The sequence below is a fragment of the Chryseobacterium sp. W4I1 genome (genome assembly GCF_030816115.1).
Classification (GTDB): domain Bacteria; phylum Bacteroidota; class Bacteroidia; order Flavobacteriales; family Weeksellaceae; genus Chryseobacterium.
Genome location: NZ_JAUSXQ010000001.1, coordinates 2,420,565 through 2,433,652, shown reverse-complemented (window position 1 = coordinate 2,433,652; position 13,088 = coordinate 2,420,565). Strand labels below are relative to the sequence as shown.

The window sequence follows — 13,088 nt, the reverse complement described above, 5'->3', positions numbered from 1 at the left end:
ATACAGACCGGCCAAATGATATCCATCAGAGAGTTCATAGTTTACTGTCAAACGTAAAAAAACAAACGATATTACGGTCACTATAAAAAATAGGGCAAAGGATTGAAATATATCTTCTTTCCTTAGTCCCGGTATGCTGCATAAATCTGTCCCGTTCATCGTTCTTGTTTGCTTTATCCTAAGAAAAGTAAAAACTCCCTGGTCAGGGAATACAAAAATAGCAAAATACTCCGACTGGCCTTATAATTAAAGGTAATCTTAATGTTAAATAACTGCTGTTTCATAAAAAAAGATAAAAAAAAGCAGGAAATATTTATATTTGTTTAAATATTCACCAAGATGATTCCACTTCACGATCTTTTATTTTTCGTTATTGCTGCCCTTGTTTTAGTGATAAGTCCCGGTCCCAATATGATTTATCTTATTTCAAGATCTATTACACAAGGTAAAAAATCCGGGCTTATCTCACTGGCTGGTGTAGTTTGCGGTTTTCTCTTTCACATCATTATGGTATCCTTTGGTCTTACAGCTGTATTACTGGCTGTTCCTGTGGCCTACACTGTTCTAAAAACTCTGGGGACCGTCTACCTCCTGTATTTAGCCTATCAGGCGATCAAACCTAAGAGCAAAAATATATTTGATGTAGACCAGCAGGGTCCTCATGACAGTCCGAAAAAACTCTTCACCGTTGGCTTTCTCACCAATGTACTCAATCCCAAAGTTGCGGTCTTTTACCTCTCGTTCTTCCCCCAGTTCATTAAACCGGAATACGGCTCCGTTCTTACCCAAAGTCTAGAGCTCGGTGTTATTCAGGTATTCATCAGCTTCAGTGTTAATTTTATCATCGTCCTCAGCGCTGCAAAAGTTGCGGTATTCTTTGCAGGAAATCCGTTTTGGGTGAAAGTGCAGAAATGGTTTATGGCCGGCATACTTACTTATTTAGCGGTAAAAATGGCTTTGTCAAAAGCCAGATAAACTGAATTATAAAATAGAATGGCCTTACTTTGCTGGATGAAATGCCTTTGTGTATCCTAAAAAACAGACAGAGAGAAATATTTCTTTGCTTATCTTTGCGATAATAAATGCTTTCAGCTTAATAAATCAGAATAATTTCGCATCACCAGCTATTTTCAATGAAGCAGTCCATTCCTACCTACGATTTAAACAGCATTACGCAGCATGGTATTCTGATCGAAAGGATTGAAAAGAGGACCATGAGTACGGAAGATAATCTTTTTGATAAAGGAATTCATCGCGACAGTCATTATATTTTTACCTATCTGCAAAGTGGCCGTGCGAAAATGATGGTTGATTTTAAAATGATAGAAGCTCAGGATACAGCTGTTTTCTTTCTGCTGCCGGGGCAGGTGCATGAAGGAATTTTGATGGATGACGTCAGTGGATGGTTTATCGCGGTAAAAGCAGATCTGCTGCCCGATACCTTACGGTCGGTTTTTGAGGAGTCGCTGATCGATATACAGCCTGTTGTCATTGACCGGATTACAGCAGAAAAGCTCAGTTCCTGTGCCGAAATGCTGCAGATGTCCTGTAACGAAGAAATGCTGGAAACCAAAGAAGGATTTTTTGTGGTTCAGTCCCTAATGAACGCTTTTACAGGGATGTATGCCATGATCTTTTTAGGAGAAAGCAACTCCGAAACGTTCATTGAAAGCCGGGCCATTCAGCTGAATAGACAGTTCAGGATTCTGGTAAGAAAAGAATTCAAAACCATGAAAAGTCCATCTGCCTACGCCGAAGCACTCCATATTTCACGGGGTTATCTCACTGAAGTTATCTGGGAAGTTACGGGAAGATCTGCACAGTTTTGGATTCACCAGGAAATTTTAATAGAAGCCAAACGGCTCTTATCTTTCACTGGACTTACAGTAAAGGAAATCGCTTATGAACTCGGATACAGTGACCATACTTACTTCTCCCGATTATTCTCCAAGGTGGAAGGCTGTCCGCCCTCAGCATTCCGAGACCGAAACAGGAAGTAGATCCGATCCACGAATAATCCAACCAATTCCCTGAAACAGCTATCGGTCTGTATTTGTTTTGCAGCTTCCTTTGCAATAAAATAATATATGCCAAGCTTACCAAAATGGATGAATGACACATTAGAAAACGTCATGTCCTCCAAATTTAAAGAATGCACCGTTATTCATACAGAAGCTGTTTCAGAAGATCTCCGCCTCATCCGCTTTTCGTCTGATCTTTCAGATGTCCATTTTGAGCCTGCTTATGCCATCGGGATCAGGGTAAGCGAAAAAGATTACCGTAATTATTCGCCCTTCAGCTTTAATAAGCACGCAGGGACTTTTGATGTGATTTTCCATCTTCATGATACGGATGCTGTAGGAAGCCGTTTTGCCAGCCGTCTTTCAGTAGGCGAAACTACAAAAATACTGATGCCAAGAGGAAAGCGTTTTTTTGAACCCAATGCAGAAATTCATTTTTCCATAGGCGATGCAACTTCGCTGGGAAGTTCTCTGTCCATTAAAGAAGCAGCGGAAGAAATCGGTGGCTCATTTGTCTGCCTTCACGAGCTGGAAGAGCCTTCGGCACTGAAAGAACTGGAACTGTATGGTTATCACGCTCCCAAAAATGATATCCAAAACATCATAGAAGCACTCACTGATTTCCTGAAAGAAGAAAAGCAGGCCCTTCAAAACAATGAAGTCGTATTCTATCTCACTGGAAATGGCAATACCATGTCTGTCATTCGGAAATTCCTTAAAGCTAAAGGCATAGATTCCAAATGCATCAGGTCACAAGCTTACTGGATGGAGGGAAAAAGAGGGCTATAATAGCTTTTATTACATGTTTACAAAACATTAAACTGTCATTGCGAGGAGCGTAGCGACAAAGCAATCTCAAAATTTTTAATCAGGCAGTAATTGGTTGTTCTTTTCTACCTTAGTTATGAAAGCTTAAGAGAAAGTATAAAACTTACCTGAAAATCCAATTTAAAAAACGATCAATAGAAACCTCCATTGATCGTCTTTTTTGAAAATAATATATCAAGAATTTAATCCTTAATCACCATCTTTTTTGAGCCCATCACTTTACCGTCTGTGGTCATTTTATAAACATATGTCCCTGATGGCAGTTCTGAACTTGAAAGTGTAACCGTGCCGTTTCCCTTTTCACGGAGGGGTAGAGTTCTTACCAGTTGACCGGAAATATTGTAAATTTCTATTGATGCTGTTTGGGCATTTTTTGGAAGATAATAGCTGATGCTCGTTCCGTTTTTGGTGGGATTGGGAACATTTTGAGAAAGCTGAGCAATATCTGAAGAAGTGATAGTTGAGATAGCAGCTTTATTCAATAGCAGTTGCTTCAGCTCCTCTACCGTATTTTCAAGATTTTTAATGCGGTCTTCCAGCTGTTGGATGGTTTCCTCTGAAGCCGAAGCTGTTTTGTTGAGTGGCGTATTCGAAACCATTACATTTCCGCTTGCATCTACAACCAGGGCGAGGCCGCTTCCTGTGGGCAGATTTTCATGTCTTACTGTTCTACCGTATGGAAATTGGCAGTAGGAGATAGTGTAAGAATGCCGACTCTTTTATCCTGAATCAGCATCGTTGAGGTGGGGGAGAGACCAAACATGATTGATAACGGAATATTATTCGTCAGTTTTGCTCCTCCGGTTCCTGATCCGATGACGAAAGAACGGTTTCCGGTAGCGGCCAGATCAATTCCGAATCCTCCTGAATATACATCCTTAAGATCAATGCCTACCCCTAATGCAAACTGGTTAGAATTTCGGATAGTGTTTTTCCAGCCAAGAGCTACAGATTTGCTGGAATTATTCAGAACAATATTGTCCTGTCCGCTCACGATATTAGCACCTCCGCCGTTGGCAAGATCATTTCCCCAGCCGTTTACTATAGAACTGCTGGCCAGTCCTCCCAGAATATTGGAGCTTCCGGCAACGATGCTTCCTTTTACTTTGGCGGTATTGGAGTTGTTTACGGCGTCTACGATGAAAGAACCTGCCTCATTAAGGATAGCCTGTCCCGGATTGGCAGATGCTCCGTTCGTTCTTAGAAAAAAAGGTCTTGGATCTACGGTACCTGCGTAGTTTGCTGTAGTAATTCCTGCATTTCCGGTAATTTGCCATTGCTGGGCATTGGCAATTCCTGTCAAAAGAAGCATAGCTGCTGCTAGGCCACTTTTCATGGATAATAATGGTGTTTTCATAAATTTTGAATTTTGATGGTTTTAGTTATCACTAAAGTAGGAAATATTATTATTGAAATTAAATTTTTATCACTTAGTTGTGATATTAAAGATCTGTTTATTGCTTTCAATTCAGTAATAAAAGGAAATGCATGCATTATAATTAATTTCTATAGGGTTTATTTGTATCATCTAAATAGTTTTGAAAATCTGTTCGATACATATATTATAAATGCATATCGGTTTTAATTTTTCTGCTTCATCTCAATAAAAATATACTTTACGGTTTCCCATAATTTTTCTCTTACAGTTGTTTGTAGTTTCGGCATTAGAAAACGACACAACAACTTAAACATTATGAATAAAAAAACGACTCCTGCCGATCTCTTTTTGGGGATTCTTGCATTGCTGCTCATCAGCGTAAGCTTTTATCAGACCTGGCTCGGTCTGCAACAGATTTTTGGTCCTGCATCATTTGTCATTGCTCTGGTTTTATCCCTTTTATTGCTGTTTCTGTGCTGGATGCTTAGGAATGCCAAGCTGGAAGGAAAACCTACCGGAAGTCTTGTAGGGATCTATGTATTTATAGCCTCCTTTTGTTTCATTGCAAATTTCAATGCACTGTATACCAGGTTTATGAAAACAGATATTTTTACCGATGAGCTCCGGGAGATCAATAAAAGCTTTATGGCTCTTGAAAATGATGTAGAATCAAAGCTGAGCTATAAGTACAATAAAATAACCACTCAGAATATTGAGATTAAGAAAAAACAGCTGATGGAGCAAATCAAAGACCCTGGAAACAAAGGAATCGGAACCAGAGCACAGTCGCTGATCAGAGATATTGAAAAGCTGACAGGTCAGAAAGTGGATCTCTTGACTCCGGTAGGAAACGATTATGAGGATCTCTCCGAAAGAATGGGCCATCAGATCGATAATATGATTTCAGATCTTTCTCCCGAAGAACGAGCTTTGAAAACGGATCTTAATAATGCCAGTCTTAAATGGAATAAAAATATTCAGGATCTGCTTTTGTTGTCTAAAAAAGAAAAAGATGATCTGTCACAAGGCATCATCGATGAATCTCTTGCTGAATACAATAAATTGGGAAGCAGGGCACAAACCGTTTTAGGAAATGAAAAGATTCACTTTGAGCCCATCGTTTCGCAGACTCAGGAAGTAGGAAAGATTGGTTTTGCATTTGAGCATGCTATCAAACATTTCGGAATGTACCAGTTTGTGGTGTTGGCAGGATGTATCTTACTGGATTTTGTAATCGTGATTATTATTTTACTGGTGACAGGTCCTGGCAATAACAGGAATAACAGAGGAAGTGTTTTCAATAATAAGAGAAGCGGTAATACTTTAATTCCCAATAACTAAGCCATGGATAATTTTAACGAAAAATTTAAGCCCTTGTCTTTTGACCATGAAGCTGAAGAGCTGTTGAAACCTCTTTCTTTTGATAATGAGCACCAGGTTCAGGAAGATTTTGTTCCTATTGCAAGAACCATCTCAAATGATATTAAAAATAAAGAAAGCAATTTTGTATTTTTCTTCGGAACAGCGGATTCCGGAAAATCGGTGATTCTTTCTTCCATGCTGTATTATCTGAAATCTCATGCCGGAGTATTGAGACCGAAACTTGGTACACCCAACAGCAAGGAAGCCAATGTTCTTTTGTCTGATTTTTTTGAAAATATACGTCAGGGTATCCTTCCCAACAGGACATCGAGGGATAAAGTAACCCGTCTTGATCTGGTTTTTGAACCCAATAATAAATCCAAAAGAGTAGTTCCTATTGATCTTACATTTTTGGAAACTTCAGGAGAAAACCACAATGAGATCAGAAGAGGCGGAAGTTATCACAGTAGTATCGAATCATTTTTGAACGGCAATGTACCTCTTACCTTCATTATCGTTACCAGTTATGATTCTGCGCATAGAGAAGACAGCCTGATCAATGAATTTCTGGATGAGCTGGAAAGAAAAGGAAAAAACCTGAAATCAGTGAATGCTGTACTTGTCATTTCCAAATGGGATAAATCCGGAAGAATGGACGTTGAAAGTGCAGAAGAACTGGAAGGTTTTATTTCTGACCGCCTTCCAATGACAGCACAAAGAATCAATACTTATGGACTAAGTAAATCGTATTACACCATTGGAAGCGTTGAAAATTCAATAGGACAGGAAAGGGTAAACCTGCTCAATCTGTCCACGGCAGAGGTTCTGTCTAAATGGCTGTACAGAAGCATTACCGGATATGATCTGGATTATGAGGGAACATTTTGGGAACGTTTAAAATTTAGTTTCAGTAACTGATGAGTGGTATTTACTTTTTTTCAGCATTCGGGACTTTTGGCAACCCGAATGGCTTCCGCCAGTCCTATTTTCTTGGTGGAAATGCAGATGTAGCCAAAAATATTAAAACATTTGATCTGAAAACAGATGCAGTCAAGCTTTTTCCGGGCAGTAAAATCTACGGAATGCGTATAGAGCCAGCCGGCAGCTCCTATCTGATTTCCTACACTGTATACACTTTCGCAAAAGAGCAGAACTCTCAGCGGGGCGGTACATTTATCGGATCAAGCCTTATTTTTGTTGATAAAATAGCCCCCGAAAGCCTGACAATTGATGTCCTGAATGAATTTCACCAATATCTGGAAAAACATAATGTGACGGATGGCACCATTACCATTAGCCATTCGGATAAATTTTCCATTCATCAGCCAAAAGATTATGATAAAATCGGGTTTAATGCCCGTGAAGTGGAAAGTCCTGGAATGGCTAGGTCGGGAAATCATTATCTGATGGTATATTCCGAGCCGGGTTCTTCGCAGATGTCTTCTCTGTTCAGTAAAGCAATAGCCCTCCTGAGTACGTATGATATGATTTACTTCACTGAAAGCCGTGAGGTTGCAGAATTTGTACAACAGAAAGGCATCTTCAAAATTATAGATCTCAATGGTTTTGAAAGAGAAATCCAGAGATCTGATGAAGAAAAATCAAAACTGTTGACTGCCTGTATCCTTGATATGGAAAAAGAAAAAGAGAATTTAAAAGGAGACAGAAAAACTATTATTGATGAGGTAGAAAAACAGATCATTCAGAATGAAAGAAGGCATCAGGAAAATGAAAAGAAGATCAGTGAATCTAAAGCAGGGATTAATGCCATTAATAGCGGATTTGATCAATATGCAGTAAAAATTGACGAATTGATTGGTATTTTAAAATCCGGTGGGAAAGTAGAAGATATCAGAAAACAGCATCTGGAAAGCAGAAAAATGTTTTCAGAGAAGATCAGGCTCAGCAGAGATGTGGGGACAATCAGCTCAATGAGTTCTTCTCATTCATCAAATCAAGGAAATTCAAAGCCTAAGCTGGCCAACAGCCTGGAAGATTTTAATCGTGAAAAAAACAGCTTTACTTACCAGGGAACCCGGTTGAATGCGTATAAAATTGCTTTCTGGAGTCTCCTCATTTTAGTATCGGCTGTGGCTGCCTGTTATTTAGTATTTTTGGATAACGGAAAAATTCTGAAATCCTTTTCAGAAGAAACTGTTGTTGCTGTTGAAAACAACGGTGCAGACATCGTGAATGCAAATCGCACAGAAGAAATTCCTTCAGTTGTACAGATGATCAATCTGAATCCTTTTCCCAATGCAGAATTAAATGAAAACGACTGGCGGCTTGTTTCAAAAAAAGCACCATTTGGAATGAAAATAGACAGTCTGATCAACGTGATTTATAAAGAGAATCCATCAACAGTTAGAGACTTTTACAAACATCAGAAAAAAGAATATAAAGCTCATCTTTATTCTTTAAATCAGCAAAATTTTACAATCAATGAACGGGATACCATACTTTCAGATACCTTGAGGAAAATCCCCAACTACATCAAACCTTAACCGGCTCTGTTGTTTGTAAAAACAAATAATTATAGCTCGCTATTCAAGAAGATGCATCATGACGGTGTATCTTTTTTTGATGATAAGTGCTAATGCAGAATGAAAACTGAATTTACAAATGACTAGGTTTACTTAAAAAAATAATTCATTTTTTTAAACAAGTGTTTAACTTTCTGCTATGGTGTTCATTAAGCTACTTAATTCCAATAATTAAAGGCTAAATCATACCGTGGAGTAAAATTTTGGTATATAAATTGCAGCCATGTAAAATTTTATTTTTAATGTATTTAATTATGTTAAAAATATTAATTTATTATAAAGTCATATGGATAATTTAAATTTTGGCGCCATTAATAAGAAATTCGTATTTTTATTAATGGTTCTTTTTTACAGTATTGCGGATGCACAATGCATAGCTTACACAGGTCAAACCATGAATGCCGGGCAGACGTACTGCCTTACAGGAAACCTTACTCTGACCAATGATATTACTATTCCAACGGGTGCTTTACTGATCATTCAGCCGGGCGGTGCTCTTATTGTAAAAGGTATTACGGTAAATGGTGATCTTGAGATTGGGGACAAAGGGAGTGTAAAATCTGAGGGATCAATCATAATAGGGGTTTTCGGAAGCCAGAAAAACTCAAAAGTGAAACTGGGAACCAAAGCTTATCTTTCCCTTACCGGATCAGTATCTCAGGGAGATCCGTCTTTCATGGGAACATTCCCCGGTGCTACATCAAGCATTGATATGGGGACATATAGTGTGGTAGAAATATGTGGAACATTCAGTCAGCAGTCTATTACCTATCCTTTTATCAATTACGTAGGAGCTCCTTTGGGGAAAGCTTACTGTATTGCCAAAGCACAGGTGAACGGTGGCGGAACTTCTATTCTCAGTAATGACAGCCAGATCATCGCTATTGCAATGGATACGGTGACAGGCCTTGCTCCCGGTAATGCCAGTTTCTGTGGTCCGAATGCTACTAAGGCGACGTGTCCCACATTATGGCCTGATGGGCTTCCTGATGAAAAACTTGTCTGTGGTTTTGCGGATGAAGTAGTTCATGAACTGGATAATTACTGTACAAAGCCTGCTGTTTCAGGAACACCGGACGGCTATACTAAAATGGGAATTACGATACAGCAAAAAACTAAAGACTGGCCCGAAAATATTCCTAATGGTTTCCTCGCATTGGAATCAAAGCTTAAAGGTTTTGTTATTACCCGAGTACAACATGTGAGCTCAACCCCTCAACTTGGAGACGCTGTTGCAGAACCGAAAGAAGGAATGCTGGTGTACGATATTCAGGACAAGTGTGTGAAGCTGTATAACGGAACTCAATGGAATTGCATTGAAAGAAGCTGTAATGATTAACTTAATTTATAAAACATGAAACACATAAAAAATATATCAACAGTGGTGATACTGTTAGCTTTTAATTTATTCTATGCTCAGGTTGCTATAGAAAAAGAATCTGTTGACGGTAGTAGTACGGTCCTGGATTTCAATAATACCCCAACCAATACAAAAGGTCTTATTCTTCCTGCAACAGAGAGGATCCCGGACATCCCGGAAAACGGAACATTTATCTTTGACAGGTCTGATGATAAGGTAAAGGTTTATGAAAACAATACCTGGAAAGCTCTCAGTGATATTGGCAACAGTTCGGCAGTGATCAATAGCAGTTCAGATGAAACCGGTAATGGAGTAGTGATCGGGGATAAAGTGGGAAGTACAGATGGAGTGCTCGTTCTTGAATCGCCGGATAAAGCTATGATTCTTCCTAAAATAGCTTCTCCGCATCTCAATGTGAAAAATCCGTACCCTGGCATGATCTGTTATGATACAGCAAGTAAAACGTTTGCTGTTTTTGACGGAATTGTCTGGAATTACTGGAAATAAGAACAGTTTGAAAACAGTTTAAAAGCCCTGCTTATCATTAATAGCAGGGCTTTTTTATTTTTTTCGTCCGTACATTAAGATTCTTTTAAAAGCATAAATAGCAGGAAGCTTAGCAAAATCTTTTGAAATTCGGTGTTTGAATTCTGCGGTAAAGACTTTTTGTTGTTCTTCGTCAAGTCTTTCCAGGTAAGGGATCAAAGCTGATCCGGAAATAAAGTTGAATAAGGTTTCGTGATCCTCGGCAATAATAGGATAAACCTTCTGAGAGAGATTCAGATCCTCAATGCCGCTGTCAAACAAGATTTGTGCATATTCATCGATTGTAAGCACAGCTGAAGGGCGGTTCCATTGGTTAAGCTGTGTACGGTAAGGTTCTTCATCTGCCAGCTCAAAAAGAATTTTATTCAGGGTGTTGCCCGGTTGATAAGGCATTTGTACAGCGAATTGTCCGTTGGTATTCAGCTTAGCAATAAGTTTAGGAAAAAGGTTTTGATGATCATCAGACCATTGCAGGGCAGCATTACTGAAGATGAGATCCCAGTTTTCATCAGCATCCAGCATCGTCTCTGTTGTCGCAATTTTGAAATGGAGACGCTCATTTTCCAGCGCTTTGGATTTTTCAAGCATTTCGGGAGAAGAGTCAATCCCTGTAAAAACAGCATCTTGAAATTTTTCAGTAAGGATGGCAGTCTGTTCGCCTGTTCCGCAGCCAAGATCTACTGCTTTCATTGCTTTTTCATCGGTGATCAACTCAGCGAGATCATAAAACGGCTTAAAACGGATATTTTTAAACTGGTTGTAAACGTCAGGATTCCAGGGCATATTCTGTAATTTTAAATGTGATTTCAATTTACTCAATCCGGAACAGAACAAGAAAATTAAAATATTAAAAGATTCTTAAAAGAAAGGAAGCGGGAAGCAGGAGGATGGGAGTTACTGAAAGAAGAAAGAACAATTAATCCCGTTTTCATTGAATTTAAAGTTTCATCAAGTTAATCTGAATTCGTAAAAAACCCAGAAATCCATTTACAGGCTGAAAGTAACTTCCATCTCCCATCTTCTTACTTCCTCCTTAAACTCTCACAAAATCTGGGCACTTTCTTTAATGCTGTTCATCACAAAAATACTCTTTGTCTGCCCAATGCCCTCAATTTCAGAAAGCTTATTGACAAAAAATTCATGAAAATCATCCATATTAGGAGCAAGGATCTTCAGCATAAAATCAAAATCCCCACTGATGTTATAAAATTCTACTACTTCTTTCAACTTTCCAACTTCCTCGATGAATTTTCCGGCGGTTTTTTTGTTGTGAACATTTAATGCGATCATACAGATCACCATCATACCTTTGTTTACCTTTTTACGGTCTACTATTGCGGTATATTCCTTGATGATTCCCAGTTTTTCCATTCGCTTGATGCGTTCGTGTGTGGGAGTTGGACTTAAATTGATCCTTGCTGAAATATCACGGACGCTCATTTTGGCATCTTTTTGAAGCAAACGCAGGATTGAAAGGTCTTTTTCGTCGGGGGTATATTGTTCGGCAGTCATTTGTTCTGTTTTTAAAGGTTATATTGTGGGTAATAGTTATTTTGTTCTTTTTTATTTATTTAATATTTAAATTTGTTCCAAAATTAACACATAATTTTGACATATGTTCTTTTAAAATTAATTTTGCAGTAAATTTGAATAGATGAGTACAAGGAAGAATTTAATATTAATATTAGCATCGGTAGGAACTTTTGTAGAGGCTTTGGATATTGCCATTATTAATTTAACGATTCCTTCCATTCAGGAACAGTTTCATATCGGAGCAGAAACCGTACAGTGGCTGCAGACCCTGTATGTGCTTTTTTTTGGAGGCTTTCTGATCATCGGTGGAAAACTTTCCGACCAGATCGGGCGCAAGAAAATATTCCTTATCGGAGCTTTTATTTTTATGCTCACCTCTTTAGGTGCAGGACTTTCCCAGAGTTTTGAAGTTTTAGCCATATTTCGTGCCCTTCAGGGGTTGGGAGCCGCATTCATTATGCCTTCTGCGCTATCTATTGTCACCAATACTTTCAGGGGGGAGCAGGAACGTAACCGTGCCATTGGAATTTTCAGCTCATTTGCTGCGATTGGTTCGGGAAGCGGACTTTCAGTAGGAGGCATTATCAGTACTTATCTGAGCTGGCATTGGGTGTTCCTGATCAATGTTCCTATTCTTTTACTTACTTTGATCTTTGCTTATCAGTATCTGCCTACAGATGAAAAAAGTGAACCTGGACAGAAAACTGATTTTATATCTGGAATATTGTTGGTTTTAGGACTTTTAAGTCTGACCTACGGAACTCATGAGCTTGTTCATATCAAAGAAAATCCTTTCATGATTATGGGTTCTCTTGTTATTTCTGTTCTTCTTTTAGCTGCAGTATTTATAAGATTGAAATCTGTAGCTCAACCTCTAATCGATTTGCAATTATTTAAACATAAATCTTTGATGATTTCCAATGCAGTTTTCTTCACATTAGGAGCATTTTTCATAGGATTTTTATTTCTTATCTCATTAATGCTTCAGAAAGATATGGGATACAGTGCGGCATCTGCGGGATTAATGTTGGTGCCATTCAGTATCATGTCGGCGCTGGCTGCAAAATTTGTACTGCCCTACATTTCCAAAAGATTAAGTTCTTCCCAGATGGGTGTTTTCGGTTGGAGTTTTATGCTGGCAGGAGCCTTATCTTTACTGATAGCGGTTTACACAGGACATCCGCTAACGGTAGTACTATTGGGAGCTGCATGTATCTCCGGAATTGGCATGACGTTCTGTTTTACCGCGCTGTCTGTGATGGGAATTCAGGATGTAGAGCCTTCACATTATGGCGTTGCATCAAGTTTAAGCTCTACCAGTTATTTCCTCGGAGCAGGAATTGGACTTTCGTTCATAACTTTAATGAGCCAGATCTTTCCGTCAGAATATGCTGTAGGAGATTTAAGTCTGATTATCTTGGTTGGATATGCTTTACTTGCTCTTGTAATGTTGCTGTATTTTATTGTTAAAAGCTTAAAAACCAGACAAACGGCAATAGCTGTTTCATAAACGGATT

Annotated in this window: 13 protein-coding genes; 9 read left to right on the top strand and 4 right to left on the bottom strand. The window is 38.7% G+C overall.

The window, feature by feature from the left end; genetic code table 11:
- Positions 1-339: 339 nt before the first annotated feature.
- The 3 genes from QF044_RS11340 to QF044_RS11330 all read left to right on the top strand — a co-directional run bounded on the left by QF044_RS11340 (position 340) and on the right by QF044_RS11330 (position 2,810).
- Positions 340-975 (top strand): LysE family translocator, encoded by a 636-nt coding sequence (locus tag QF044_RS11340; protein WP_307267136.1) that lies wholly within the window; start codon positions 340-342, stop codon positions 973-975.
- 158 nt (positions 976-1,133) lie between these two features.
- Positions 1,134-2,000 carry an AraC family transcriptional regulator gene (locus QF044_RS11335; protein ID WP_307267134.1) on the top strand — a complete coding sequence of 289 codons (867 nt, stop codon included), beginning with the start codon at positions 1,134-1,136 and terminating at the stop codon, positions 1,998-2,000.
- A gap of 108 nt (positions 2,001-2,108) precedes the next feature.
- A complete protein-coding gene (locus QF044_RS11330) occupies positions 2,109-2,810 on the top strand; it encodes a siderophore-interacting protein (protein ID WP_307267132.1) in 702 nt (233 codons plus the stop codon).
- Positions 2,811-3,031: 221 nt separating this feature from the next.
- Here QF044_RS11330 and QF044_RS11325 read toward each other — a convergent pair whose 3' ends face one another.
- Both QF044_RS11325 and QF044_RS11320 read right to left on the bottom strand, forming a co-directional pair.
- Complete coding sequence (locus QF044_RS11325) at positions 3,032-3,448, bottom strand: T9SS type A sorting domain-containing protein (RefSeq protein WP_307267129.1); 417 nt, start codon at positions 3,446-3,448, stop codon at positions 3,032-3,034.
- A gap of 62 nt (positions 3,449-3,510) precedes the next feature.
- A complete protein-coding gene (locus QF044_RS11320; protein ID WP_307267127.1) occupies positions 3,511-4,206 on the bottom strand; it encodes a hypothetical protein in 696 nt (231 codons plus the stop codon).
- A gap of 336 nt (positions 4,207-4,542) precedes the next feature.
- Here QF044_RS11320 and QF044_RS11315 point away from each other — a divergent pair, with 336 nt between their 5' ends.
- The 5 genes from QF044_RS11315 to QF044_RS11295 all read left to right on the top strand — a co-directional run bounded on the left by QF044_RS11315 (position 4,543) and on the right by QF044_RS11295 (position 9,999).
- The gene (locus QF044_RS11315) at positions 4,543-5,568 is read left to right on the top strand and encodes a hypothetical protein (RefSeq protein WP_307267124.1); all 1,026 of its coding nucleotides are present in this window, start codon (positions 4,543-4,545) and stop codon (positions 5,566-5,568) included.
- A 3-nt stretch (positions 5,569-5,571) separates the two neighbouring features.
- Complete coding sequence (locus QF044_RS11310) at positions 5,572-6,507, top strand: hypothetical protein (protein ID WP_307267121.1); 936 nt, start codon at positions 5,572-5,574, stop codon at positions 6,505-6,507.
- Positions 6,507-8,093: a hypothetical protein gene (locus QF044_RS11305; protein ID WP_307267117.1), complete on the top strand. Its 1,587-nt coding sequence runs from the start codon at positions 6,507-6,509 to the stop codon at positions 8,091-8,093. Before QF044_RS11310 ends, QF044_RS11305 begins: the two co-directional genes overlap by 1 nt.
- 325 nt (positions 8,094-8,418) lie before the next feature.
- Positions 8,419-9,471 carry a hypothetical protein gene (locus tag QF044_RS11300; protein ID WP_307267115.1) on the top strand — a complete coding sequence of 351 codons (1,053 nt, stop codon included), beginning with the start codon at positions 8,419-8,421 and terminating at the stop codon, positions 9,469-9,471.
- A 15-nt stretch (positions 9,472-9,486) separates the two neighbouring features.
- Positions 9,487-9,999: a hypothetical protein gene (locus tag QF044_RS11295; protein ID WP_307267113.1), complete on the top strand. Its 513-nt coding sequence runs from the start codon at positions 9,487-9,489 to the stop codon at positions 9,997-9,999.
- A gap of 54 nt (positions 10,000-10,053) precedes the next feature.
- Here the strand turns inward: QF044_RS11295 and QF044_RS11290 are convergent, their stop codons facing one another.
- Positions 10,054-10,821 (bottom strand): methyltransferase domain-containing protein, encoded by a 768-nt coding sequence (locus tag QF044_RS11290; RefSeq protein ID WP_307267111.1) that lies wholly within the window; start codon positions 10,819-10,821, stop codon positions 10,054-10,056.
- Between the two features lie 258 nt (positions 10,822-11,079).
- Positions 11,080-11,550 carry an Lrp/AsnC family transcriptional regulator gene (locus QF044_RS11285; RefSeq protein WP_307267109.1) on the bottom strand — a complete coding sequence of 157 codons (471 nt, stop codon included), beginning with the start codon at positions 11,548-11,550 and terminating at the stop codon, positions 11,080-11,082.
- 142 nt (positions 11,551-11,692) lie between these two features.
- On the opposite strand from QF044_RS11285, the gene QF044_RS11280 reads away from it, so the two are divergent.
- Complete coding sequence (locus QF044_RS11280; RefSeq protein ID WP_307267106.1) at positions 11,693-13,081, top strand: MFS transporter; 1,389 nt, start codon at positions 11,693-11,695, stop codon at positions 13,079-13,081.
- The last annotated feature ends 7 nt before the right edge of the window (positions 13,082-13,088 follow it).

Coding starts and splice junctions, on each gene's coding strand:
- QF044_RS11320 (WP_307267127.1), bottom strand. CDS start 4,206: ATGAAAACACCATTATTATCCATGAAAAGTGGCCTAGCAGCAGCTATG.
- QF044_RS11315 (WP_307267124.1), top strand. CDS start 4,543: ATGAATAAAAAAACGACTCCTGCCGATCTCTTTTTGGGGATTCTTGCA.
- QF044_RS11340 (WP_307267136.1), top strand. CDS start 340: ATGATTCCACTTCACGATCTTTTATTTTTCGTTATTGCTGCCCTTGTT.
- QF044_RS11330 (WP_307267132.1), top strand. CDS start 2,109: ATGAATGACACATTAGAAAACGTCATGTCCTCCAAATTTAAAGAATGC.
- QF044_RS11295 (WP_307267113.1), top strand. CDS start 9,487: ATGAAACACATAAAAAATATATCAACAGTGGTGATACTGTTAGCTTTT.
- QF044_RS11300 (WP_307267115.1), top strand. CDS start 8,419: ATGGATAATTTAAATTTTGGCGCCATTAATAAGAAATTCGTATTTTTA.
- QF044_RS11325 (WP_307267129.1), bottom strand. CDS start 3,448: ATGGTTTCGAATACGCCACTCAACAAAACAGCTTCGGCTTCAGAGGAA.
- QF044_RS11285 (WP_307267109.1), bottom strand. CDS start 11,550: ATGACTGCCGAACAATATACCCCCGACGAAAAAGACCTTTCAATCCTG.
- QF044_RS11305 (WP_307267117.1), top strand. CDS start 6,507: ATGAGTGGTATTTACTTTTTTTCAGCATTCGGGACTTTTGGCAACCCG.
- QF044_RS11290 (WP_307267111.1), bottom strand. CDS start 10,821: ATGCCCTGGAATCCTGACGTTTACAACCAGTTTAAAAATATCCGTTTT.
- QF044_RS11310 (WP_307267121.1), top strand. CDS start 5,572: ATGGATAATTTTAACGAAAAATTTAAGCCCTTGTCTTTTGACCATGAA.
- QF044_RS11280 (WP_307267106.1), top strand. CDS start 11,693: ATGAGTACAAGGAAGAATTTAATATTAATATTAGCATCGGTAGGAACT.
- QF044_RS11335 (WP_307267134.1), top strand. CDS start 1,134: ATGAAGCAGTCCATTCCTACCTACGATTTAAACAGCATTACGCAGCAT.